Below are 23991 nucleotides of genomic sequence, written 5' to 3'. Positions count from 1 at the left end.
CGGATCACGCCATCTGACGGCGCACCAGCTCGTGCAGCCGCCCGGAGGTGTCCGCGAGGAGTTGCGCCGGCGGGCCCTGCTGGGCGACCTTGCCGTCCTCCATCACGATGACCCGGTCCGCGTCCAGCACCGTGGACAGCCGGTGGGCGATCACGATGCGGGTGGCGTTGAGGGCCCGGGTCGACTCGATGACCTTGCGCTGGGTCTCGTTGTCCAGCGCGCTCGTCGCCTCGTCGAAGAACAGGATGCGCGGCCGGCGGATCAGCGCCTGCGCGATCATCAGTCGCTGCCGCTGGCCGCCGGAGACCGCGCCGCTGCCCTGGACGATGGTGTGCAGGCCCATCGGCATCCGCTTGATGTCCTCGGCGAGGCCCGCCATCTCCGCGGCGGCCATCGCCTCCTCCGGCGTGTAGGGCTCGGTCCCGCAGATGACGTCGAGGATCGAGCCGGTGAACGGCTGAGCGTGCTGGAGCACCACTCCGCACTGACGGCGCACCGCCGACTGGTCCAGCGCCGAGAGATCCTGCCCGTCGTACAGCACACTGCCCGAGACGGGCTTGTCGAAGCCGATCAGCAGGCGCAGCAGGGTGGACTTGCCGCAGCCGCTCGGGCCCACGACCGCGACGAACTCGCCCGCCCTCACCGAGAAGGACACGTCGTCGAGGACCAGTGGGCCGTCGTCGGAGTACCGGAACGAGAGCTGGCGGGCCTCGACGGCGCCGGACAGCACACCCGGGCGCGTGCTCGCGGTGCGCACCTCAGGTGTGGCATCGAGCACCGGCCTGATCTCCTCGAACAGCGGCAGCGCCGCGACCACCGAGACGAACGCGCCGGTCAGCTGAGTGACCGAGGTGAGCAGCATGGTCACCGAGGTGGTGAAGGTGAGGAATCCCGCGGCCGACAGGGCACCCCTGGCCGGCCCGGCGAGCAGCATGAACAGCAGCAGTGAGCACAACGGCAGGTAGACGGCGCCCATCACGGTGGTCAGGTTCTTGATCCGGCCGACCTTCTGCTGGAGTTCGCGGCTGTGTGCGAACTCCCGCGCCCAGGCCGCGTACGCGTAGTTCTCGGCCGCCGCGACGCGCAGCTTCGGCAGACCGCGCAGAGTCTGGAACGCCTGGTTGTTCAGCTTGTTGCCGAGCCGCACCAACCGCCGCTGCCAGCGCACCTGCCACAGCCCGAGCCCCAGGAACACGGCCGTGATGACGACCAGCATGCCGATCGCGGCCAGTGCCATGGGCACGCTGTACCAGAGCAGCAGCGCCAGGTTCATGGCGCCCACCGTCACCGACTGGGCGACCACCGGACCGACCCCGGCGAGCAGCCGCCGGATGGCGCTGATCCCCATCGCGGCGCTGGCCAGCTCACCCGTGGAGCGCTCGGTGAAGAACTTCGTCGGCAACCGCAGCAGGCGGTCCCAGACCGCGGGTTGCAGCGTGGCCTCGATCCGCCCCTCCAGGCGCAGGATCGTCAGGTTCTCCAGCAGCATGAACGCCGCCGCCACCACGGCGCTGACCATCAGGGCGAGGCAGACCTCGACGATCAGCCCCTCCTGCGCCCGGGGCACGAACTCGCCGAGCACCTTGCCGGTGGCGATGGGCACCAGCGCGCCGATGGCGACGGTGACCAGCCCGCTGAGCAGCAGGGCCGACAGATCGCCGCGTGTGCCCCACACACTGAAGCGCAGCAGCCGGAGCGGGCTCAACCGCTGTTCGGGGAGCGGACGGTAGAACATCACGCCCCGGGGCTCGAACTCCGCGGCGTTCGCCTTCTCGATCGGCGTCTCCCGCCCCGACGAAGGCTGGACCGCGACATATCCGCCGCGCCGCCACAGCAGCGCGACGGGCGCGCCGGACAGGGCCCTCAGGCCCACCATCGGACCGACGTCCTCGTGCCACCAGCGCCCGTGCAGCCGGACGGTGCGGATGCGGACGCGGGAGGCCAGCGCGATGCGTTCCACCGGATCGAGCCGGTCGCTCTCCGTGCCGCTCTGCGCGGGCTCGGAAAGGGTGATCCCGGCGGCACGCGCCACCAGCCGGCAGGCCGAGTACGTGGCGTCGGTGTCGGCCGCCGTGGTGTTCTTCGCCGATGTCTTGCCGATCGAGGCGAGCAGTGTGCGGTCGGCCTGGGCGCGCACCGCCTCGCCCGCCTTGATGCCTGCGGCCGTGCGGGTCTCGTGGGTGCGCTCCAGTTGCTCGATCCACCGGTCGAGGGCGGCGAGGAGGCGGTACTGCTGGTCGACCATGCCCTGCCAGACCGCGGGGTCCATCAGCAGGTCGGCCGCGGCCTCCGCGCCGTACACGGAGCCGTACTGGACGCTGCCCGGCGGGACCTGCATCCAGAACACGTCGTCGTCGGTGATGTCGGCGGCCCGATCGGTGGCCATCGGCGCCTGGAAGAGGATCGACAGGCCCCGGCCGACCCCGAGCGCCAGTGCGTACTCCAGCGGGCTCGTCGTCGGCGGCACGTACTGGGGGTTGCCGTACGCGTCGTACGACCAGGTCTGGGTGTCGACGGGCTGGTACAGCTCGCGCAGCTGGATGCGGCGCACCACGCAGTCGCGCACCGGCCGGGCGACCATGGTGTGCTGGGGACCCGCGACCGGGCCCAGCAGCAGGGAGCCCGCCTCCAGACGGCCGAGATGGTGCCAGTGGCCCTGCACGGCCGCGTCCACGGCGAACAGGTCCAGGGCACCGGAGGCGACCAGCCAGAGCACCTGCGGGCCCTGCAGATCGAGCCGGCCCGTCCCGGAGCAGTCGACCGGTGCTCCCATCTGGCCGAGGGCATCAAGAACGAGGTCGCCCTCGTGAACCGCCGTCATGTCACCGCTCCCTGACCAGATCGGCGTACGCGCCGCCGGACGCCACCAGGGCGTCGTGCCGCCCGCGTTCCACGATCGTGCCGTGCTGGAGCACGACGATCTCGTCGCTGTCGCGCACCGTGCTGAGCCGGTGCGCGATCACCACACACGCGCAGCCGCGCTTGCGCAGGTTGTCGATCACGATCTGCTCGGTCTCCGCGTCCAGGGCGCTGGTCACCTCGTCGAGCACGAGGATGCTGGGGTCGCGCACCAGCGCCCGTGCGATCTCCAGGCGTTGGCGCTGACCGCCGGAGAAGTTCCGCCCGTCCTGCTCGACCCGGCTGTGGATGCCCCCCGGGCGCCGCATGACGACGTCGTACAGGGCCGCGTCCCGCAGTGCGGAGACCACCGCGTCGTCCGGGATCGACGGGTCCCACAGCGCCACGTTGTCGCGGACCGTGCCCTCGAAGAGGAAGACGTCCTGGTCGACGAAGGACACCGAGGCGGCGAGGGCGCCGCGCGGAATGTCCTCCAGGCGCTGGCCGTCGATGCGGATCACGCCCTCCCACGGGGCGTACAGACCGGAGATCAGCCGGGACACCGTGGACTTGCCGCTGCCCGAGCCACCGACCAGCGCCACCTGCTGACCCGGCCCGAGCGACAGGCTGAAGCCGCTCAACAGCGGCTTGTCCAGCGGGCTGTAGCCGAACGTGATGTTCTCCAGCTCCACATGGCCGTGCAGCCTGCGGGTCGAGTCCCCGGAGCCGGGGCGCCCGTAGAGCGGATCGGCCTGGAAGTTCTCCACGTCCTTCAGCCGCGCCACGTCCGCCGCGAAGTCCTGGATACGGCCCGCGACCCCGTTGAGGCGGGTGATCGGCGCGGTGAACCGGGTCACCAGGGCCTGGAAGGCGACCAGCAGACCGATCGAGATATGGCCCTCGACCGCCCGCAGACCGCCGATCCACAGGATGAGCGCGCTGTTGAGCGTGGCGAGCGTCGGCGCCACCACCCCGAGCCATGCGCTGGGCGCGCCGAGCCGTTGCTGCTCCTCCAGTGTGGTGGCGTGCTGGCCGGCCCACTTGCGGAAGTACCCGTCCTCACCGCCGGTCGCCTTCATCGTCTCGATCAGCTGCAGACCGGTGTACGCGGTGTTGGTGAGCCGGGCGCTGTCCGCGCGCAGCTTGGCCGTGCGGGTGGCCCGCAGCCGTACGACGACCCGCATGGCCACCACGTTGAGCAGTGCCACGCCGATGCCGACGAAGGTCAGTTGGGGATCGTAGGTGTACAGCAGCACCGCGTAGAGCACGACCACGACCGCGTCCACGCCGGCCGCCGCGAGGTCGCGGGCCAGGGTCTCGGCGACCGCGTCGTTGGACTGGAGCCGCTGCACCAGGTCGGCCGGGCTGCGCTGGGCGAAGAACGTCACCGGCAGCCGCAGCAGATGGCGCAGGAAGCGGGCGCTGGAGAGCGTGGAGGAGATGATGCGGCCGCGCAGCAGATTGGCCTGTTGCAGCCAGGTCAGTACGACGGTGAGCACCACGCATGCGCCCATCGACGTGAAGAGCACCCCCAGCAGCGAGGTCTGCCCGCCGATGAGGAACATGTCGATGTAGGTGCGGCTGAGCGCGGGCAGCGCCGCACCGACCACCACCAGGAGGAGGCTCGCGAGGACGGCGGCCGGCATCGTTCCCGAAGTGCCGCGCAGCCGTGCGGGCATCGCGCCCATGATGCCCGGCCGGCGGCCGCCCCTGGTGAAGCCCTCGCCCGGCTCCATGACCAGGACGACCCCGGTGAAGCTCGTGTCGAAGTCCTCCATCGGCACGAACCGGCGTCCCTTGCCCGGGTCGTTGATGTACACGCCCCGGCGGCCGAAGCGCCGGCCCATGCCGTCGTAGACGACGTAGTGGTTGAACTCCCAGAACAGGATCGCGGGCGACCTGACCTCGGCCAGCGCGACCGTGTCCATCTGCATGCCCTTGGCCGTCAGGCCGTAACTGCGGGCCGCCTTCAGCAGATTGCTGGCGCGCGAGCCGTCGCGGGAGACACCGCAGGCGATGCGCAGTTCCTCGAGCGGGATGTGCCGGCCGTAGTGACCGAGCACCATCGCCAGGGAGGCGGCGCCGCATTCGACGGCTTCCATCTGCAGCACGGTGGGTGTGCGCACGGTCTTCTGCCGGCCCTTGGGCACGGTGCGCCTGGGCGGTGCGGCACGGCGTCTGCCCCGCACCGGGGGCAATGTGTCCTGGGGAGCGGTCACGGCAGGAGCCAATCGACGGGACGCTGATCGGCCAGGCGGATCGAGCCAGTGGCCAGGGTCATGGAGGAGAGGGTGAACGGCGGGCCTTCCGCCGACGACCACTTGTAGCCGCTCTTCGTGCGGCTCGACGGGTCGAGGCGCACGAGGACGGCCACCGGTCGGCCCTTCCTGGTGAACTGCTCGCCCAGCTGGCTGTCCCCGAGGAAGGCGGCGATCTGCTGCGCCGACTGGGCCGTGCGGTCCACGGACCGCACATGGCCGCGCAGCACGCCGTACGACTGGGCGGGCACGGACTGGACGGTGAGGTCGACGGAGGCGTCGGCCGGGATGGAGGCGGCGGTCTCGGCGGGGACGTAGACCGTCGCGTACAGGGGATCGGAGGCGTGCGCGACCTTCTCCACGGCGGCGACGTTCGTCCCGGTCTGGATGATCTGGCCGATGGTGGCGGCAAGTCCCGTGATGCGGCCCGCGGCGACCGTGCGCACCACCGCGTCGCCCTCGTTCGTACGTACCTGGAGGACCGGGGCGTCGGCGGGGAGCCTTTGACCCTCCTTGGCCAGGACCGCGGTGACCTGTCCGGCCACGGGGCTCTGGAGGATGTAACTGCCTTCCCCGTGCGTGAGGATGGCGGGGGCGCCGACCGTGGAGGGCACCGAGCCGGTGACGGCCCACACGGACGCGGCGGCCATGGCGATCACCGTGACGCTCAGTACGAGCCAGCCCTGGGGGCGCGCGAAGCGCACCGGGAGGTCGAGCTCTTCGGGCGACTGCAGTTTGGCGAGGGCCTGTTGGCGGAACTGCACGGAACTTCCCTCACCTGTCGGAGAGATTTGGGCATCGGAGAGTCCCGGAGCCGGGGTACGGCTCCGGGACTCAACGGCACAGAAGTGCGATCAGAGGCCGGCGACCAGCTGGGTGACCGGGGAGGTGTTCAGGCCGGTGACACCCTCGACGGTGCCGACAGCCGTACCGACCAGGCCGGAAACCGGGGCGACGCCGTCCACCAGGCCGGTGACGGTGCCGACGGCGTTCAGCTGCAGACCACCGGAAACGGCGTCGAGCTCGGCGTCCGAGATCTCGGCGGTCTCAACCTGGGGGGTGGAGTTCATGTGGGAACTTCCCTTCATATGGGTACTCATAAGGGGAGAGCGGCCCGCCTCTGGGGAAAGGCGAACGGCCGCGGACCCGCGGGGGCGTGGACCCGTCGCCGGGCTCTTCGGCGGTCCCGCGGTGCAATGGATCAAAGCACGCCGGTGCGCGGCGATTCCACTCAACCACCGCTCTCACCAGGGCAATTGGCGGGCGGATTCGGCAATCCGTGCAGGCTTGCGCACGTCTTGGCGGCGACTTCTTCACATGCTGCGCGGGTTCGTCGCGAAAAAGTCCCTTGCCGCCCCGGAACCGAATGGGACAGTCCGCTCCAATGGCGCGGTCACCGGCGCGCGGGTGTGCAGATCCCTCGTGTGCGGTGACCTGGTTGCGCATTCGCTGTGCAGATTCCCTGAAAGTGGGATTCCGTTCGGAATCGGAGACGGACGGTCACCGGATGATGGCCCAGCGTGCGCACTTCGGATGTCGCGGTGACTTTCCGTGCGCTCACCCGAGCAGTGCGTACACAGTGCTCGCCCGTGCCGCGAACTCCGTCGAACCCTCCGCGGTCATCGTGATGTCGGCGAACGCCATGCGCCGTCCGAGCTTGCCGAGGACCGCCTCCACCAGAACGTCCGCGTCCGTGACCGCGCGCTGGAAGCTGGTGGACTGCTGCACCGTCGTCATCGGAACGAAACCGCCGCGCGCCGCCGACACGGCGATGACGGTCGCCGTGTCGGCGGCCGCCATCAGCGCTTGCCCCGACATGCCCCCGCCCTCCCGGGCGAGCCGCGCGGACCACGGCAGCCGCAGGACGGCCCGCCGGTCGTCCAGCTCCTCGACCGTCAGGCCCAGTTCGAGCACCCAGGGGGCGAAGTTGTCGGAGAGGAGCTTGTCGGCCTCGGCAGGTGTCATACGTGATTCCTGCCCGCCGCCGGCCTCCGGCAGACGCGTTTGCCACCTATTTCACATTTTGCATACGCCAACTCGGCCAGTTGCGGCGACGGTTGAACACCTCATGTGACGCGTGCGTATCAACAGGCATCCAGGCGCCCCGGTCAGCTGCCGGACGGCGGCTACGCACCCCGTCCCAGGAGGTCGAGAGTTGAGTCACAAACGCATACCCAAGCGCAAGGCCGCGATAGCGGCGGGCAGCGTGGCGGCGCTCGGAGCTGCGGCCCTTCTGCTGCCCAACGCCAACGCGTCACAGACGGACCCGTCCGGCGACACCGCCCCCAGGACGTTCGGGGCGAACGACGTACCGGACCTCGCCGGGCGGCTGGCCTCACAACTCGGTGATGCCTTCGCGGGCTCGTACTACAACGCGGACAAGCAGCAGATCGTCGTCAACGTCGTCGGTAACGACAGCAACGCCGTCAGTACGGTCAAGAACGCGGGAGCCGTCCCCAACCAGGTGCAGAACAGCACCTCCACGCTCCGGGCGGCCGCCGGGACGCTCAGGAGCCGGGCGACCATCCCCGGCACGGCCTGGTCCGTCGACCCGAGGACCAACGAGATCCGGGTCACCGCCGACAGCACCGTCACCGGCAACAGGTGGAACACTCTGGAGTCGACGGTGAAGAGCCTCGGCTCGGGCGTGGCCACCATCAAGAGGTCGGAGGGCGCGTTCAAGACGTTCGTGTCGGGTGGCGACGCCATCTTCGCCCAGGAGAACGGCGGAACCGTCCGCTGCTCCCTCGGCTTCAACGTCACCGCGAGCGACGGCAGTCCGGCCTTCCTGACCGCCGGGCACTGCGGTGTGGCCGCTGCCCAGTGGTCGGACAGTGCGGGCGGCCAACCCATCGCCACCGTCGACCAGGCGACCTTCCCCGGCGACGGCGACTTCTCGCTCGTGAAGTACGACGACCCCGCCACCCAGGCGCCGAGCGAGGTCGACGCCGGCAACGGGCAGACGGTCCGGATCAACCAGGCCGCGGACGCCGCGGTGGGCCAGCAGGTCTTCCGGATGGGCAGCACCACCGGTCTGCACGACGGCACCGTCACCGGTCTCGACGCCACCGTGAACTACCCGGAGGGCACGGTCACCGGTCTCATCCAGACCGACGTCTGCGCGGAGCCGGGTGACAGCGGCGGTTCCCTGTTCACCCAGGACGGCAGTGCGGTCGGACTGACCTCGGGCGGCAGCGGTGACTGCACGTCCGGTGGCGAGACGTTCTTCCAGCCGGTGACCACGGCGCTCCAGGCGACCGGCGCGACGCTCGGCGCGGGTGACGCGGCCGGCTCGGGCGATCGGAGTGTGGACCCCGGCAACACCGAGGACCCCGGTGACCAGGCAGGCGCCGGCGATCCGTCGGCCGGCGGAGCCGATCTGTCCGGCCGGACGGAGAACCCCGGGGCGGGCGGCGGCCAGGCGCCCGAGGCGGGCCACTGACCTACGGGGACACGACTCGGGTCCCGTCCGGGCGACAAACGGTCCGGCCCTCCGGAGGGAGGGCCGGACCGGCGCGCGGTCCGTGTCAGACGGGCCTCACCGCCCGCAGGAGGAGCAGAGCGACATCGTCCGGGCGCTCCACCGCCGTGGCGGTGTCCCGCACCAACTGGTCGGCCAGCGCCTCCAAGGGCTCGTCGCCGTACAGCGCGAGCAGTTCCCCCAGTTCCGCCAGCGCGTCCTCGATGTCCACGCCCGGGGACTCGATCAGCCCGTCGGTGTACAGGGCCAGCACCGATCCCGGAGGCAGGGCGAACTCGGACGTCGGATAACTGGCCTCCGCCTCGATCCCGAGCAGCGGCCCACCCGCCAGATCGAGCACCCGGACCTGCCCGTCGGGCCGGCGCAGCAGCGGAGGCGGATGCCCCGCCCTCGCCATGACGACCCGCCCGGGCCCGGGGTCGAGCCGCAGATACACACAGCTCGCCAACAACTCCACACCGAGGTCGATCAGCAGCCGGTTGGTGCTGCCCATCACCGCGGCCGGTGGCTGTCCGACGGTCGTGTAGGCGCGGACGGCCGTACGGATCTGCCCCATCAGTCCCGCCGCCGTCACGTTGTGCCCCTGTACGTCCCCGAGCACAGCGGCCGCCCGTACACCGGTGGGCACCAGGTCGTAGAAGTCGCCCCCGATCTCCATGCCCAGGGTGGCGGGCAGATACCGGGCGGCCGCCTCGATGCCGGGCAGCGACGGCAGGGAGTGCGGCAGCAGCGCCGCCTGCAACCCCTGCGCCAGCTGCTGTTTGGCGTCGTACAGCAGGGCCCGCTCCAGGGCCTGCGCGATCAGTCCGCACAGGCTTGTGAGCACCGCCCGCTCGTCGGCCGGGAAGGGATGGGGTTCGGCGTACGCGAGCACACATGTGCCCACCGGACGGCCGGAGGCGATCAGGGGGAGGAACGCCCATGAAGCCATCCCGTCCTGGGTCCCCTGCCGTTTGGGGTACAGACGCTCGAGCTGCTGCCAGGAGTCGAAGAAGGCGGGCACTCCGGTGGTCAGCACATGGGTCCCGGGGATCTGTTCGCTCAGTGGAACACCGTGCCAGCGCTCGATGACGTACTCGTCCGGGTAGCCGCGGTGGCCGAGCACATGCAGCCGCCCGCCGTGCGAGCCGAGGATGACCAGGGCCTTGCAGCCGACGGCGGGCGCTATCTGGTCCGCGACGAGCTTGACCACGTCCTGCACCCCCACCGTCTCGGTGAGCGCGGTGGCGAGGTTCAGCAGGTGCGAGATCGTCACCAGGCGCGCGGTGCCCCGGGCCGGCATGCCGGCGGTGTGGCCCGTCCCGGCGAGCGGGCGGGCCCGGGCGATACGCACGCTCAGCCCGTCGCTGCCCGGGTTCAGACGGAAGGAGAGCCAGTCGCCCGGGGGACGGAGCGCCACGAACGAGGTCACTTGCCCGCTGATCAGTGCAGCCCGGTAACGGTCCTCGTACATCGGATCGTTGAGCCAGGGCACCGCGGCCCACAACGGGGAGCCGATCAGGGCGCCGGCCGGTACGCCGAGCATCTCGGCGGCGGCCGGGTTCATGTAGGAGATGCTTCCGTGCAGGTCGAGCGCGCACAGCCCGTGCGGCAGGCGTGCCGCCATCCGGGCCGCCTCGGCGGAACCGGCGGTGCCCCCGGCGAGCGCGGTGCGCCGGGTGGTGAGCCGGCCGGGATCGGGGCCGAGCGGCAGATTTCCGGCGTCCACCCGCTCCAGGCGCCACGCCAGCCGTTCGCAGGCGGCGGTCAGATGCTCGCGCTCCCACTCGGCGAGCTCCGGCGGACGGGAACCGGGCCAGGTCACATAGATCGCGCCGTACACGGTGCCCGGTGTCGCCACCGGCAGGGCGGCCAGGGCGAAGGGATAGGGCAGCACCACGGCGATACGCGGGAAGCGGGCGGCCATCTGCTCCTCGCCGTTCACCCAGATCAGCCGCAGCTCCCTGAGGCCTGGGCGACAGGGAGCGGTGCGGAGAGGCCGACGCGCTCCCAGGGAGCGGTGAACGCGCGGGGCAGTCCCGCCTTGACCGCCATCTCCAGGACGGGCTCGTCGGGGGCCAGCAGATACACGGCGCCCGAGTGCGCGTGCACGTCGTCCAGCATGGCGGCCAGGGCCGACGACAGCAGTGGCCGCACCACCGGCGCCAGGACGGTGGGTTCCCGTGTCGGCGCCTGCCGCTGGGGCACGCCGACCACCTCCTCGTTCGGCCGCCCTACGGGACCCCGGGGTCAAGGCCCTCCCGGGGGGCGGCCGTGATCACGGACGCCCACAGGCCGGGGATCGGACTCGCGCCGCTCATGACCGGTCACCCTCCGTCAGAGGCGTGCCGGCCGGAAGGACGTGTGCGCGGTGCGGCATCCTCGGCACCCCGGCTCCCGGCGGAGGCCGCACCGAGGGCCGTGCCCGCAGCGGTTCCCGGCGCGCCCTGCCGCTCCGGTCGCTCGCCGGAGGCGTGCAGACTCGCCAGCAGCGCCAGCAGTTCGGCGCTGCGGCTGCCGGGCTCGGGGTGGAAGACGACGAGCGTGAGCCCGTCCGTACCGCCGACCTCGAACTTGTTCGAGTGCAGTTCCAGATCGCCGACCTGAGGATGGTTCAGCCTGCTGAGCCGGCTGCGGCGCGGCCGCACGTCGTGCCGGCCCCACAGCAGGCGGAAGCGCTCACTGCGCACCGACAGCTCGCCCACCAACTCCACCAGCCGTGGGTCGTCGACGTCGGCACCGGCGTGGGCGCGCAGACTCGCGACGCCTTCGGCGGTCGCCTCCTCCCAGTCACGGCGCAGGGCCTGCTCGGCCGGGTCGAGGAAGACGGCCCGCAGCAGGTTGACACCGGGCGCGTAGGCGGGGGAGAGGGCGGCGGCCAGTGCGTTGACCGCGAGGACGTCGGTGAACCTGTTCTGGACGTACGCCGGATTGCCCGTCCAGCCGTCGATGAGCTGACGGATGCTCAGGGGGACCTTCTCGGACCGCGTGGTCCTTCTGCGGGAGCCGGATCCGCCGGGCTGTGTCAGACCGATCAGGTGCGCGGTCGCGTCGTCGTCCAGCTGCAGCACCCGGGCGAGCGCCTGGAGGACCTGGACGGAGGGATGGCGATCGCGCCCCTGTTCGAGCCTCAGGTAGTAGTCGGAGCTGATGCCGGCGAGCAAGGCGACCTCCTCGCGGCGCAGACCCGGCACCCGGCGCAGTCCGCCACCTGCGATACCCGCGTCCTCGGGCCGGATCAGGGCCCGCCGGGCGCGCAGGAAGTCGCCGAGCGCGTTCGTGCCGTTCATATGACCACCGTATGGCCGGTCCCGGATTCCTGGGTGGCCCTGTCACTCCCAGGAACCGGCAGGCGGTGGGGCGCGCGGCGCTCCGCACCACCGACACGTGGGATCGGCACCTTCACAGGGGCTGCGCGAGCGTCTGCAAAGCGCTGTAATGGCCGAATGGGCAGTGACGGCGCTGCGGGACGCAGAACGAGAACACTCCGTGCCGAACTTGCCCTCAAGACCCTCAGCGCGGACCTCGATCCGCGCGAGCGCCTGCGCCGCACGCTGGAACAGGCGCTCGTCTTCGCCGGAGCGACGCTGGCGGCCGTCTACGTCCCGGCGGCCGACGGGGACCGGTTGTGCCTCACCGAGTCCGTCGGCGTACCGCGCGCGCTGTACGGACTCCGTGACGTCTACCCCCTGTCCGCCGGTGGCCCCGCGGCGGACGCGCACCGCTCCGGACGGCCCGTATGGCTGACCGCCGAGGACCTGGCCCGCTGTCCTGCCGCGCAGCGGCTCCCCGTCAGAGACTTCTCGCTCGCGGCCCTGCCGTTGCGGGAAGGCGGGTGCCTGGTCGCCGTCGGTGACGCCCTGGGGGGGTTCGACGCCGAGGAACGTGAATGTCTCCGCCTTCTGGCCGAGGCCGTCACCGGTCCCGTTCCCGCCGAGGACCAGGCCAAGGAGCTGTCGGCCGGCTTTTTCAGCCTCACGGTGGAAAGCGGCCGGGTCGAGGTCGACGACGAAATGCTGCGCCTGTTCGGCATCGAGCCCGAGGAGTTCGACGGCAGGGTCGAGACCCTGCTCTCCCGGACCGTGCCGGACGATCTGCCCTCGTTGATGTCCGTGGTGGAGGCCGACCACATGTCCATCGGCGACCGGGAACTGGAGTTCCGCATCCTCCAGCCGTCCGGCGAGCCCAAGTGGCTGCGGTTGCGCGGGCGGCTGCTGCCCGCCGGGCAGGGCCACCCGGCACGGCTGGTGGGAACGGTCGCTGACGCCTCCAAGCTGCGCCCCGCCGTCAGCGACGTCACCCGCATCCAGCGGCTCGCCGCGGCCCTCGCCACCGCGGGCACCGTCCGTGACGTCGGCCGGGCCGTGGTGTCCGCCCTGCGCAAACCGCTGCGGGCCGACCGCGTCGCCCTCGCCGAGCTGGAGGGCGACCGGCTCGTGGTGACCGTGCTCGACCCGCCCGAACCGGAGGCGTGGCCGGAGCTGTGGCGGACCGAGTGGCGTTCGGAGTGGCCCGACGCACCGGTGCGGGCGATGCCCACGCTCGCCGCGGCGCTGAGCGAGGGCCGCGCCGCGGTCTGGCCCGCCGGCTCCGAACTGGAGCCCGCGCTCGCGGACGTGGGTCCCGGCGGCCTCGCCGTGCTGCCGCTGACCGCCGGAGGCAGTACGGCCGGCGCCTGCCTGATCGGCTGGGACGAGCCGCACGACTTCGCACCCGACGAACGTGCTCTGCTCACCGCGGTGGCGGGTCTGGCCGGGCAGGCGCTGGTGCGCGCCCACGCCTTCGACGCCGAGCACGAACTGATCGGCATGCTTCAACGTGCCCTTCTGCCTCGCCGCCTGCCCCGGCTGCCCGGCGCGGTCGCCGTCGCCCGCTATCTGCCCACCACCGCGGGTCTCGAGCTCGGCGGAGACTGGTACGACGTCATCCCGCTGACCGACAACCACGTCGCGTTCGTCATCGGCGACGTCCAGGGGCACAACGCCGGCGCCGCCACGCTGATGGGCCAGATGCGCACAGCGCTGCGGGCGTACGCGGTCGAGGGCCACCCCCCGGACGTCGTCGTCTCGCACGCCAATCGGCTCCTCGTGGACATGGAGTCCGATCTGTTCGCCACCTGCTGCTACGTCGACGTCGACATGGAGGAGGGCTCCGCCTGGTGTGTCCGCGCCGGTCACCTCGCACCCGTACTGAGGTATCCGGACGGCCGCACGGAGATCGCCGAGTCGGAGGGCGGTCCGCCCCTCGGCGTCGTCGAACGCGCCGACTTCCCGATGAGCCCGCTGCGGCTGCAGCCGGGCACGGTCCTCGCGCTGACCACGGACGGCCTGGTCGAGTCTGCCGCCGTCGACATCGAGGTCGGTCTCGCGCGGCTGGCCGACGAGCTGTCCGCCTCCGATCCGGGCCACCTCGGGCTGGTCGCGGACGCCCTCCTCGCCGGTGCGAACCGCAGTGACGACGTCGCGCTGCTGCTGGTGCGCTACGACGGCATGGAGGCGCGCCCGCAGCGCGAGAGCTGGACGGTGTGGCGTGTCCCGGAGGCGGTCCGGCACGCGCGCCGCTTCACCCGGCGCACCCTGCGCACCTGGGGCGTCACCCAGGACGTCGACGTGGTGCTCCTCGTCGTCTCCGAACTCGTCACCAACGCACTGGTCCACACCGGCGGTCCGGTCCGCCTTCACCTCACCCTCTTCAACCACCGGCTGCGCATCGCGGTCTCGGACAACTCGGCGCGTACGCCCATCAAGCCGACGAGCATCGGCTGGGAGGCGACGGGCGGCCGCGGCATCCTCCTCGTCGAGGCCATGTCGGCGGCGTGGGGGACCGTCCCCGTCAGCGGCGGCAAGCAGGTGTGGGCGGATGTGTTCCTGGAGGAGGGGCCGTCGGCACGCCCCTGACCCGGAGGCCCGGGGCCCGGCGTCGTGACACCCTGACGTGGTGCGTCTGCTGCTGATGTCCGACACCCACCTGCCCAAGCGGGCCAGGGAGCTTCCCCCGGAACTGGTCGCCGAACTGCCGCGCGCCGACGTCGTGATCCACGCCGGCGACTGGGTGGACGTCGCCACTCTCGACCTGCTGGAGAGCCGGTCCGCGCGGCTGATCGGCGTCCACGGAAACAACGACGGGGCGGAACTGCGCGCCCGGCTCCCCGAGGTGGCGCGTGCCGAACTCGGCGGTCTGCGCCTCGGCGTGGTCCACGAGACGGGCGGCGCCCGGGGCAGGGAGCGCCGGTGTGCCGAGCGCTTCCCCGACCTCGACGTGCTGGTCTTCGGTCACAGCCACATCCCGTGGGACTCCGTCACGGACACCGGGCTGCGTCTGCTCAACCCGGGCTCCCCGACCGACCGCCGGCGTCAGCCGCACTGCACCTACCTGACCGCGACGGCGTCCGGCGGTGAGCTGACGGACGTGGTGCTGCACCGGCTGCCGCCACGCGCCGGCAGGACCACGCGGGCCTGAGCCCGGCTCGTCACACCCGACGGGGCGTGCGCACCCGGACCGTCGTAGGCATGGCCACGCCCGGGACCGCCACGACGAGGGCGCCGCCGTGTCCGTCGCCGTGGGACGGCCACTACAGCGACTCGCAGCGCACCCGGTTCGGATGGATAGCCCCCGAGGTCGCCGCCAGCGGTCCTCCGCTGCCGCCCCACCGCAGTGCGACGATCTCGGCGGCCACCGACACCGCCACCTCCTCGGGGGTGCGCGCCCCGAGATCCAGGCCGATGGGCGAGCGCAGCCGGGCGAGTTCGGCCTCCGTCAGTCCTGCCTCGGTCAGCCGTTTCATCCGGTCGTCGTGGGTGCGGCGGCTGCCCATCGCGCCGATGTACGCGGCCGGCCTGCGCAGTGCCTCCTCCAGCAGCGGCACGTCGAACTTCGGGTCGTGGGTCAGCACGCAGATCACCGTGCGGTCGTCGGTGGCGGTGCCGTGCAGATACCGGTGCGGCCAGTCCACGACGACCTCCGCACCCTCCGGGAACCGCTTCGCGGTGGCGAACACCGGACGGGCGTCGCAGACCGTGACCCGGTAGCCGAGGAAGTCGCCGATACGGGCCACCGCGGCCGCGTAGTCGATGGCGCCGAAGACCAGCATCCGCGGCGGTGGCGCGAAGGAGTGCAGAAAGACCGTGACGGCGTCCTCGCGTCGTTCGCCGTGCCGGCCGTAGTGCCGCCGGCCGGTGGCACCGAGTGCGAGTCCGCCGCGCGCGTCGGCGGTGACGGCGGCGTCCAGACCGCTCGAGCCGAGCGACCCCGACACCTCGTCGGGCCATACGGCGAGGGTGGCACCGCGCGGTGCGGGGCCGTCGACCACCGTGGCGACGGTGACCGGTCGACCGGCCGCCACCGACTCGGCCATCGCCCCGAACGAGACGTCCTCCGCCGGTGTCACCCGGCGCACCAGCAAAGTGATCTCCCCGCCGCAGGTGAGCCCCACGGCGAACGCGTCCTCGTCGCTGTAGCCGAAGGTCTCCACACGCATCTCGCCCGATTCGACGACCTCCCGGGCGAGTTCGAACACCGCCCCCTCGACACAGCCGCCCGAGACGCTGCCGACCACCTCGTCCCCGGGACCGACGGCCATCGCCGCCCCCGGCCCGCGAGGCGCGCTGCGGCTCACGGCCACGACCGTGGCCAGCCCGAAAGGGGATCCCGTCGTGTACCACCGGTGCAGCGCCGGGAGGATCTCACGCATCGCGCGTTCCCTCGATCACGCTTCCGCTCCTCTCACCACCGCGGCCAGGCGTTCCGGCGTGGCCGGAATCATTCCCTCGACAACAGCGTCCACGCTCGTCGGCGCCACCGCCATACCGGCCGCCGGCGACATGGCCCCCCGGGGCGGGCCTCGAGCCGCCCGGACCGGTGTCACCCGGTGCGAAAGCCGGTGTAGTCGGCGGTCCCGGGGCCCCGGCAACCGTGGGCCGGTCGCCTTCCCGGCCGTCCGACGGCGGCACCCGGTCGAGGGGGGCACGCGGGCGCGGCGAGTGCGCAGTGGACGGATCAGGATGCGGTCCGTGACCGCGGGCCGGGTGCGGTTGAGCGGACGGAGACGGAATTGGTTGACGCTTAATCCTTTGCCGTGCCCAAGGGGTCGCTGATCCACTGCGCGTGAGGAATCGTCGACCCATAGGAGCCGAAATGCGCACAGCGTCCATGTCCAGCCAGCAAGGAACCAGCCCCATTCCGAAGGACATGACGCTTCGTGCACACGCTGAACCTGGGAATCCTGGCGCATGTAGACGCCGGTAAGACGAGCCTCACCGAGCGGCTCCTGTACACGGCCGGGGTGATCGACGAAATCGGCAGCGTCGATGACGGCAGCACCCTGACCGACTCGCTCGCGCTGGAGAGGCAGCGCGGCATCACCATCAAGTCGGCCGTCGTCTCCTTCACGCTGGACGACGTCACCGTCAACCTGATCGACACCCCGGGTCACCCGGACTTCATCGCCGAGGTGGAGCGGGTGCTGAGTGTGCTCGACGGTGCGGTGCTGGTCGTGTCGGCCGTGGAGGGCGTGCAGGCGCAGACACGCGTGCTGATGCGGACCCTGCGGCGGTTGCGCATCCCCACGCTCGTGTTCATCAACAAGATCGACCGCGGCGGCGCGCAGCACGGCCGCACACTCGAGGCGCTGGCCCGCAGGCTGACCCCGTCGGTCCTTCCCATGGGGCGGCCGGACCGGATCGGCACGCGGACCGCGCACGTCACTCCGTACGACGCCGACGACCCCGCCTTCACGGGGCGGCTGCTCGACGTCCTCGCCGAACACGACGACGAGCTGCTGTCCGCGTACGTGGAGGACACGGTGTCCTACGACCGGTTGCACACCGCACTTCTGGAGCAGACCCGGCGTGCCCGGGCGCATCCGGTGTTCTTCGGTTCGGCCATCACGGGCGCCGGGGTGCCGCAGCTGATCGAAGGCGTCAAGCACCTGCTTCCGGCCGCCGAGGGCGACCCCGCGGGGCCCCTCTCCGGCACGGTCTTCAAGGTCGAGCGGGGACCGGCGGGGGAGAAGGTGGCCTATGCGCGGATGTTCTCGGGAACGCTCCGTGTCCGCGACCGGGTCCCTTTCGGCGACGGCCGTCCCGAGGGGCGGGTCACTTCCATCAGCGTCTTCGACCGAGGTACCGATGTGCGTGAGGACGCCGTGCCGGCCGGTCGCATCGGCAGGCTGTGGGGGCTCTCCGACGTCCGGATCGGCGACGACATCGGCGTGCGGCGGCATGCGCGGGAGCGCTTCTTCGCGCCACCGACGCTGGAGACCGTGGTCGTACCGGGGCCGGGTGTCGACAGAGGGGCCCTGCATCTGGCGCTCGTCCGGTTGGCCGAGCAGGACCCGCTGATCGACCTCAGACACGACGAGGTGCGTCAGGAGACCTCGGTGTCCCTCTACGGCGAGGTGCAGAAGGAGGTCGTCCAGGCCACGCTCGCCGATGAGTTCGCCCTGGACGTCACCTTCCGGGAGACGACCCCGCTGTGTATCGAGCGGCCGGTGGGCACCGGAGCTGCCGTGGAGTTCAACAAGAGGGACCCGAACCCGTTCCTCGCCACGGTCGGTCTGCGTGTCGACCCCGCTCCGCCGGGCGGCGGCGTGGACTTCCGCCTGGAGGTGGAGCTGGGTTCGATGCCGTACGCGTTCTTCAAGGCCGTCGAGGACACCGCGCGGGAGGTGCTCGGGCAGGGGCTGCACGGCTGGGAGGTCACCGACTGCACGGTCACGATGACCCACTCCGGCTACTCGCCCCGGCAGAGCCATGCCCACCAGGGTTTCGACAAGAGCATGTCGAGTACCGGAGCGGACTTCCGGGGCCTGACGCCATTGGTACTGATCGAGGCGCTGCGCCGCGCGGGCACCCGGGTGCACGAGCCGATGCACAGCTTCCGTATCGAGGCCCCGGCGGACACGCTCGGCGCGCTGCTGCCGGTGCTCGCCGCGGTGCGGGCGGTGCCACGGACGACCGAGACGCGAGGTTCCGTCTGCGTCCTCGAGGGCGCGGTCCCCGCGGCGTGGGTGCACACCCTGGAGCAGCAACTGCCGGGCCTGACGCGGGGTGAGGGCGAATTGGAGAGCGTCTTCGGGCACTACGCGCCGGTGCCGGGCGGATCGATCCCCGAGCGGCCGCGCACGGACCACAATCCGCTGAACCGCAAGGAGTATCTGCTGAAGGTGAGCCGCCGGGTCGGTGGCTGAGTACGGCTCGGGCCCGCAACCTTGCCGGGCGCAGGTCCCGACGGGGCACGGTTCCGTCCGCGCCGTGCCGCGCGCGGCACGGACGGAACCGTGGCGGAGGGCGGTCAGCCGGCGGACGGGCCCGTCCATCCCTCGGGGACGTGCGCCAGGCGTACCCGCTGCGGATGGTCGCCGACCTGCACCGAGGCGACCTTCTCGCCGGTCGCGAAGTCGATCGCGGTGACCCGGTCGGCGCCGCTCTCCGAGACGATGCAGTCCCTGCCGTCACCGCTGACGGTCGCCCAGTAGGGCTTGGACGCGCTCACCAGCGGACCTTCCTGGAGCGTGGTGCGGTCCACGACGGTGGCGTAGTCGTCCATCGTCCCCGCGACGCACAGCTTGGTGCCGGAGGGATTCATCGATATGCCGTGATGGCGCGAGTCGTTGACCCATGTGGTGCGATCCGGGCTGGTCGCCGGGTTCTTCGGCAGGGTCTTCACCCGGGTGATCCTGTCGGCCGCCAGGTCGTACTCCAGGAACCCGTTGAAGAACGACACCTGGAAGTAGAGCGTGGACTCGTCGGGGCTGAAGACGGCCGGACGCACCGCGTCGGAGAAGTCCTTCAGCCCGATCGCGTCCAGCCTGCCGCGCATGTCGAGGGTCTTGACCTGCTTGAACGTGGTGGCGTCCACGACCGTGATGTGGCGGTCGCCCTTCGTCCAGTCCCAGACGGGGTCGTCGAGCGCCGTGTTGACCTCGCCGATGGCCATGTTCCAGATGTACTTGCCGTCCTTGGTGAAGATGTTCTCGTGCGGCTTGTCCCCGGTGGTGAACTCGCCCAGTCCCCGGCCGGTGACGATGTCCAGCACCTGCACCTTGCCGGCGGTGGAGGCCGAAACGGCGACGCGGGTGCCGTCGGGCGAGACCGCCATGTGGTCGGCGCGGTAACCGGCCACGGGGTGGCGCCAGTTGATCCTGCCGGTGGTCAGGTCGATCGACACGACGTCGGCGAAGCTCGGCCGGGAGACGACCATCGATCTCCCGTCCGGAGTCGAGTACATGTCGTCGACGAACTGGTCGTGGCCCTCGCCGACGCTGTTGCGGATGGCCATGAAGTAGATCCACTTGATCGGGTCGGCGTTGATCTCCGCCATGCGCTGCGCCTTGTCGGGGATCACGTCGACACGGCCGAGCCGGGCGAAGTCGCCGGTGGACTCGATGACGTCGGCGGTGCCGTCCCAGTTGTTGCCCACGAACATCACCTCGCGCAGGGCGGCGGCGGTGTCCTGCGCGACAGCGGTCGCCGTGGTGCCCGCGGTCAGGGCGAGGGCGGCGGCGAGGGAGAAGAGGTGGCGGGATCGGAGGACGGACATGGCGGGTCCCTGTCTGTGGTGGTCAGCCGTGATGAGGACATGACAAGCCGGATCGTGCAGTCCGGCGGAACCGCCGGGTTGCGGCCCGCGAATCTGAATACGCTTGCGTTCAGATTGACTTACTGGAAAGTAAGGAAGAGTCGGACCCCTCCACAAGACTCCGTGCAGGACAAAATTGGCCGACCGTCGAACTGGCCGACGAAAGGTGAGGGATACGCGTGGCAGGCAGGCTCAGGCAGCCGACGGGCCGCTACGGGGGCAGGTCCGCCGAGGAGCGGCGGGCCGAGCGGCGCCGGAGGTTCCTGGACGCCGCGCTTCAGCTCTTCGGCGACAGCCCCGGTTTCCGGAGCACGACGGTCGCCGGGCTGAGCGAGGCGGCGGGTCTGTCGACGCGCCAGTTCTACGAGGAGTTCCGCACCCTGGAGGACGTGCTGGCCGCCCTGCACCTCCAGGTCAACGACTGGGCGGAGACCGCAGCCTCCGCCGCCCTCGCCGAGGCCCGTGACCTGCCGCTCGCCGAGCGCGCCACCGCGGTCTTCCGGGCCTACGCGGCGAACGTCACCTGTGATCCGCGCCGGATCCGCATCACCTTCGTCGAGATCATCGGGGTCAGCCCCGGGCTGGAGGAGCAGCGGCTCGAACGCCGTTCCCGATGGGTGGACTTCATCTGCGCCGAGGCCGCCGACGCTGCAGCGCGGGGAGAGGCGGCCCCGCGCGACTACCGGATCGCGGCCACGGCGTTCATCGGCAGCGTCAACGGTCTGCTGCACGACTGGCGGGCAGGCTGGGTGGACGCGACCCTTGACGAGATCGTGGACGAGTTGGTCCGGCAACTGCTCGCGATCCTGCGGCCGGGTGGATGGCTCCCGGGTGTTTGAGGAGACCGGGTGACCGCTTCCGGGCGCGGGGGCTCATCGGCGCCCGGGGCGCCGCCTTCGGGCGGCGCGGGCCGCCGGGGGGCAGGGGCGTGGACGGCCCGCCCGCAGTGCCGCCCGCACCAGGGCGGCGGAGGCGCGCAGGCCTGCCGCGCACGCCGAGGGCGGGGGCAGGCGTCGGCCCCGGCCGCCGAGTTCGGCCCCTGCCGAGAAGGTCCAGGAGAGCCGGGAGCTGATCCGGACCTTCAGACGGCGCTGCCCGCCTAGCCGTCCCATGCCTCGACGGGGAGCTGCCCGGCGAGCCTGTCGTCGGGCGGCGTCGACGGGGAACTGCGGCGCGCGGTGCGGGTGTCGGCGGCGGTGCCTGCCGCGGTGGCCATGGAGACCTCCTTCGAAGGCCGGGCCCGGCGGGCCGCGGGGCCTCTTCTTCGAGCCTCCCCCGGCGCGGGGTCCCCGGCAAGCGCAGCGGGAGCTGTGCGCCTGTCGAGTGAGGGCGGGGCCGGTCCCGTGACCGCCCGGTGTCCCGTCCCGTTGCTGAATGCATGATCTCAACACGACGTATCGTCGCCGCGGTCGGGCTCGCCATCGGGGTCACGGGCCTTGCGGTACCGATGGCCAGCGCGGCCCCCGCCGACAACTCGGACGCGAGCAGGCTGAACCCGGTCACCATGCTCGACTCGCTCTCCCACAGCGAGGTCCCGGAGCAGTACAAGGAAGACGTCCCGCTGCCGTCGAGGCAGCTCGGGGAACTGAACCGTGTCAACGACATCCAGCCGGTCCGGCAGGCCACCGCCAAGGTCGCGCCCGTGACGGGACTGGTGTCGGACGTCGCCTCCTAGAGCGACCCCGGGACGAGGACCCAAGGCCCCCGGCTGTGCATGCCGGGGGCCTTGACATTCGCGGGGGCCGGCCGGAGCATCGCAGCAGATCAGTGAATGACATTTCACCAGACGAACAAGGTTCGGTCCTCCGCGCACCGTCCCGGCCACGTACCGAAGGAAGCCGTCATGCCTGTCACCCGTGAACTCCTCATCGGCGGCAAGGATGTACCCGCCGCGTCCGGCCGCACCACCGTCGACGTCGCCCCCTACACCGGCGAGGTGTACGCGACGCTCGCCGCGGCCGGCCCAGAGGACGTGAAACGGGCGGTGGACGCCGCGGACGCGGCATTCCCGGAATGGGCGGCGCTCGCCCCCTTCGCCCGCCGCGCGATCTTCCTGAAGGCGGCCGATCTGCTGGACGCCCGGAGCGAGCAGGTGGCCGAGATCATGGCCCACGAGGCCGGTGCCACCCTGCCGTGGGCCCTCTTCAACGTGGGTCTGGGCGCCAACATCCTGCGCGAGGCCGCGGCCGCGATCACCGCGCCGCGCGGTGAGGTGCTCAGTGCGCAGGAGGAGGGGGTGCTCGGGCTGGCGGTGCGTGAACCGCTCGGAGTGGTCGCGGCGTTCGCTCCCTGGAACGCGCCGGTCATCCTCGGTGTCCGGGCCGTCGCGGCCCCGCTCGCCGCGGGAAACACGGTGGTCGTCAAGCCGAGTGAGGACGCGCCGATCGCGTGCGGACTGCTGATCGCCGACATCCTGCGCGAGGCCGGACTGCCCGACGGGGTGCTGAACGTGGTCACCAACGCCCGTGAGGACGCCGCGGCGATCGCGCAGGCGCTGATGGCCGACGAGCGGGTGCGCGCGGTGAACTTCACGGGTTCCACAGGGGTCGGGCGCATCATCGGCGAGCTCGCGGCACGGCATCTCAAGCCCGCCGTCCTGGAGTTGGGCGGCAAGAACGCGGTCCTCGTGCTGGACGACGCGGACGTGGACTACGCCGTCGACGCGGTGACCTTCGGTGTGTTCCTGAACGCCGGCCAGATCTGCATGTCCGGCGACCGTATCCTCGTCCACGAGTCGCTCGCCGAGGAGTTCACCCGGAAGTTCGTCGAGAAGACCGCCTCGCTGCGGTCCGGCGACCCCGCGCATCCGCACACCGTGATCGGTCCGCTGGTGAGCGCGCAGGCCGCGCAGCGGGTGGCCGGGCTGGTGAAGGACGCCGTGGGCAAGGGGGCCACGGTCCTCGTCGGCGGCGAGCCCGAGGGCGCGGTGCACCCCGCCACCGTCCTCATCGGCGTACCGCAGGACGCGGACCTGTACCGCACCGAGTCCTTCGGCCCCGTGTGCGTGGTGGCGACGTTCGCCGACGACGACACCGCCGTCGCCCTCGCCAACGACACCGAAAACGGGCTGACCTGCGGCATCATCACCGAGAACGCCACCCATGGACTGGCCGTCGCGCGTCGGGTCCGCACCGGCATCGTGCACGTCAACGACCAGTCGGTGGCCGACGAGCCCCAGGCTCCCTTCGGCGGGGTGCGGGCGTCGGGCTACGGCCGTTTCGGTGGGCGGTGGGGTATCGAGGCGTTCTCCAACACCCGCTGGGTCACCGTCGCCACCCAGCATGCGCACTACCCCTTCTGACGGGGCGACCGGACGGCGGCGTCCGGGCGTTGCCCGATGGACACCCGCGCGCCATCGCACCCTGCGAGGCTGGCGTGGTGGACATGACGGCACCGGCCCGAACGCTGCTCGAGGCCGTACCGGCGCATCGCACGGCCCGGATAGAGGTGGTCCGGGCCGTGGACGGCGAGGCCGAACTCGCGTGCGACACACCCATGGAGCTGACCAACGTCATCGGCTCGCTGCACTCCGGCGGGCTGGTCGCCCTGCTCGACGCGGCCGGGCTGGGCGCCCTCATCGCCTCGGGGTCGCATGCCGGGGCCCTGGAGCGGATCGTGCCGCTGGGAACCGCGGCCGCCGTGGAGTTCCTCGCTCCCGCCCGGGGGCGCCTGGTCGCCGCCTGCCGCCTCGACGAAGAGGCCCGGAGTGCCCTTGAGCCGCTGTGGACGGGCGAGACCGACCGGGCACGGATCTCCACCCGGGCCGAGATCACCGATGCGGCGGGCACCGTCGTGTGCCGGGGCCGCTTCGACTGGAGCGTACGGCGCACACCCGCCGGGAGCGCCGCCCGGTCCTGA

At 71.5% G+C, this 23991-nt stretch carries 16 protein-coding genes and 1 pseudogene; 8 read left to right on the top strand and 9 right to left on the bottom strand.

Annotation, left to right across the window (positions count from 1 at the left end):
• Nucleotides 1-4: 4 nt before the first annotated feature.
• The 5 genes from RCR19_RS03560 to RCR19_RS03540 all read right to left on the bottom strand — a co-directional run bounded on the left by RCR19_RS03560 (nt 5) and on the right by RCR19_RS03540 (nt 7061).
• A complete protein-coding gene (locus RCR19_RS03560; protein ID WP_331263716.1) occupies nt 5-2821 on the bottom strand; it encodes an NHLP bacteriocin export ABC transporter permease/ATPase subunit in 2817 nt (938 codons plus the stop codon).
• 1 nt (nt 2822) lies between these two features.
• On the bottom strand, nt 2823-5057 hold the full coding sequence (locus tag RCR19_RS03555; RefSeq protein ID WP_079050326.1) for an NHLP family bacteriocin export ABC transporter peptidase/permease/ATPase subunit: 2235 nt from the start codon (nt 5055-5057) through the stop codon (nt 2823-2825).
• Nucleotides 5054-5860: an HlyD family efflux transporter periplasmic adaptor subunit gene (locus tag RCR19_RS03550; RefSeq protein WP_331263715.1), complete on the bottom strand. Its 807-nt coding sequence runs from the start codon at nt 5858-5860 to the stop codon at nt 5054-5056. The genes RCR19_RS03555 and RCR19_RS03550 overlap by 4 nt, the downstream gene beginning before the upstream one ends.
• 90 nt (nt 5861-5950) lie before the next feature.
• Nucleotides 5951-6166 (bottom strand): hypothetical protein, encoded by a 216-nt coding sequence (locus RCR19_RS03545; RefSeq protein ID WP_059128011.1) that lies wholly within the window; start codon nt 6164-6166, stop codon nt 5951-5953.
• Nucleotides 6167-6653: 487 nt separating this feature from the next.
• Nucleotides 6654-7061: a PaaI family thioesterase gene (locus tag RCR19_RS03540; protein WP_331263714.1), complete on the bottom strand. Its 408-nt coding sequence runs from the start codon at nt 7059-7061 to the stop codon at nt 6654-6656.
• A gap of 190 nt (nt 7062-7251) precedes the next feature.
• On the opposite strand from RCR19_RS03540, the gene RCR19_RS03535 reads away from it, so the two are divergent.
• The gene (locus RCR19_RS03535; RefSeq protein WP_331263713.1) at nt 7252-8538 is read left to right on the top strand and encodes a S1 family peptidase; all 1287 of its coding nucleotides are present in this window, start codon (nt 7252-7254) and stop codon (nt 8536-8538) included.
• A gap of 85 nt (nt 8539-8623) precedes the next feature.
• On the opposite strand, the pseudogene RCR19_RS03530 reads toward RCR19_RS03535, so the two are convergent.
• Together RCR19_RS03530 and RCR19_RS03525 are read right to left on the bottom strand one after the other, a co-directional pair.
• Nucleotides 8624-10680 (bottom strand): annotated as a pseudogene (locus RCR19_RS03530) (SpoIIE family protein phosphatase).
• Nucleotides 10681-10883: 203 nt separating this feature from the next.
• Nucleotides 10884-11846: a helix-turn-helix transcriptional regulator gene (locus RCR19_RS03525; protein ID WP_331263712.1), complete on the bottom strand. Its 963-nt coding sequence runs from the start codon at nt 11844-11846 to the stop codon at nt 10884-10886.
• Nucleotides 11847-12002: 156 nt separating this feature from the next.
• On the opposite strand from RCR19_RS03525, the gene RCR19_RS03520 reads away from it, so the two are divergent.
• A complete protein-coding gene (locus RCR19_RS03520; RefSeq protein ID WP_331263711.1) occupies nt 12003-14453 on the top strand; it encodes a SpoIIE family protein phosphatase in 2451 nt (816 codons plus the stop codon).
• Nucleotides 14454-14493: 40 nt separating this feature from the next.
• Nucleotides 14494-15015: a metallophosphoesterase gene (locus RCR19_RS03515; RefSeq protein WP_331263710.1), complete on the top strand. Its 522-nt coding sequence runs from the start codon at nt 14494-14496 to the stop codon at nt 15013-15015.
• Nucleotides 15016-15127: 112 nt separating this feature from the next.
• Here the strand turns inward: RCR19_RS03515 and RCR19_RS03510 are convergent, their stop codons facing one another.
• Entirely contained in the window at nt 15128-16246 is a 1119-nt protein-coding gene (locus RCR19_RS03510) for an XdhC/CoxI family protein (protein ID WP_331263709.1), read from the bottom strand.
• Nucleotides 16247-16753: 507 nt separating this feature from the next.
• On the opposite strand from RCR19_RS03510, the gene RCR19_RS03505 reads away from it, so the two are divergent.
• Nucleotides 16754-18742 carry a translation factor GTPase family protein gene (locus tag RCR19_RS03505; RefSeq protein WP_331263708.1) on the top strand — a complete coding sequence of 663 codons (1989 nt, stop codon included), beginning with the start codon at nt 16754-16756 and terminating at the stop codon, nt 18740-18742.
• Between the two features lie 104 nt (nt 18743-18846).
• Here RCR19_RS03505 and RCR19_RS03500 read toward each other — a convergent pair whose 3' ends face one another.
• Entirely contained in the window at nt 18847-20094 is a 1248-nt protein-coding gene (locus RCR19_RS03500; protein ID WP_331263707.1) for a YncE family protein, read from the bottom strand.
• Nucleotides 20095-20312: 218 nt separating this feature from the next.
• Between RCR19_RS03500 and RCR19_RS03495 the strand changes: the two genes are divergently transcribed.
• The 4 genes from RCR19_RS03495 (at nt 20313) to RCR19_RS03480 (ending at nt 23991) form a co-directional block, all read left to right on the top strand.
• Nucleotides 20313-20972 (top strand): TetR/AcrR family transcriptional regulator, encoded by a 660-nt coding sequence (locus tag RCR19_RS03495; RefSeq protein WP_331263706.1) that lies wholly within the window; start codon nt 20313-20315, stop codon nt 20970-20972.
• A gap of 539 nt (nt 20973-21511) precedes the next feature.
• Nucleotides 21512-21808 (top strand): hypothetical protein, encoded by a 297-nt coding sequence (locus RCR19_RS03490; RefSeq protein WP_331263705.1) that lies wholly within the window; start codon nt 21512-21514, stop codon nt 21806-21808.
• 168 nt (nt 21809-21976) lie between these two features.
• Nucleotides 21977-23434 carry an aldehyde dehydrogenase family protein gene (locus RCR19_RS03485; protein ID WP_331263704.1) on the top strand — a complete coding sequence of 486 codons (1458 nt, stop codon included), beginning with the start codon at nt 21977-21979 and terminating at the stop codon, nt 23432-23434.
• Nucleotides 23435-23517: 83 nt separating this feature from the next.
• The gene (locus RCR19_RS03480) at nt 23518-23991 is read left to right on the top strand and encodes a DUF4442 domain-containing protein (RefSeq protein ID WP_331263703.1); all 474 of its coding nucleotides are present in this window, start codon (nt 23518-23520) and stop codon (nt 23989-23991) included.

This window comes from Streptomyces sp. WAC07094, from assembly GCF_036320405.1.
Taxonomy (GTDB): Bacteria; Actinomycetota; Actinomycetes; order Streptomycetales; family Streptomycetaceae; genus Streptomyces; species Streptomyces lannensis.
Note: the sequence above shows the minus strand (reverse complement) of the source record. Positions and strands in the feature narration are given on the sequence as shown.

What these genes read in the sequence shown, in the direction of transcription:
- RCR19_RS03560 (WP_331263716.1), bottom strand. Translation starts at nt 2,821, where the DNA reads ATGACGGCGGTTCACGAGGGCGACCTCGTTCTTGATGCCCTCGGCCAG.
- RCR19_RS03545 (WP_059128011.1), bottom strand. Translation starts at nt 6,166, where the DNA reads ATGAACTCCACCCCCCAGGTTGAGACCGCCGAGATCTCGGACGCCGAG.
- RCR19_RS03540 (WP_331263714.1), bottom strand. Translation starts at nt 7,061, where the DNA reads ATGACACCTGCCGAGGCCGACAAGCTCCTCTCCGACAACTTCGCCCCC.
- RCR19_RS03525 (WP_331263712.1), bottom strand. Translation starts at nt 11,846, where the DNA reads ATGAACGGCACGAACGCGCTCGGCGACTTCCTGCGCGCCCGGCGGGCC.
- RCR19_RS03520 (WP_331263711.1), top strand. Translation starts at nt 12,003, where the DNA reads ATGGGCAGTGACGGCGCTGCGGGACGCAGAACGAGAACACTCCGTGCC.
- RCR19_RS03510 (WP_331263709.1), bottom strand. Translation starts at nt 16,246, where the DNA reads ATGCGTGAGATCCTCCCGGCGCTGCACCGGTGGTACACGACGGGATCC.
- RCR19_RS03500 (WP_331263707.1), bottom strand. Translation starts at nt 20,094, where the DNA reads ATGTCCGTCCTCCGATCCCGCCACCTCTTCTCCCTCGCCGCCGCCCTC.
- RCR19_RS03490 (WP_331263705.1), top strand. Translation starts at nt 21,512, where the DNA reads ATGATCTCAACACGACGTATCGTCGCCGCGGTCGGGCTCGCCATCGGG.
- RCR19_RS03485 (WP_331263704.1), top strand. Translation starts at nt 21,977, where the DNA reads ATGCCTGTCACCCGTGAACTCCTCATCGGCGGCAAGGATGTACCCGCC.
- RCR19_RS03480 (WP_331263703.1), top strand. Translation starts at nt 23,518, where the DNA reads ATGACGGCACCGGCCCGAACGCTGCTCGAGGCCGTACCGGCGCATCGC.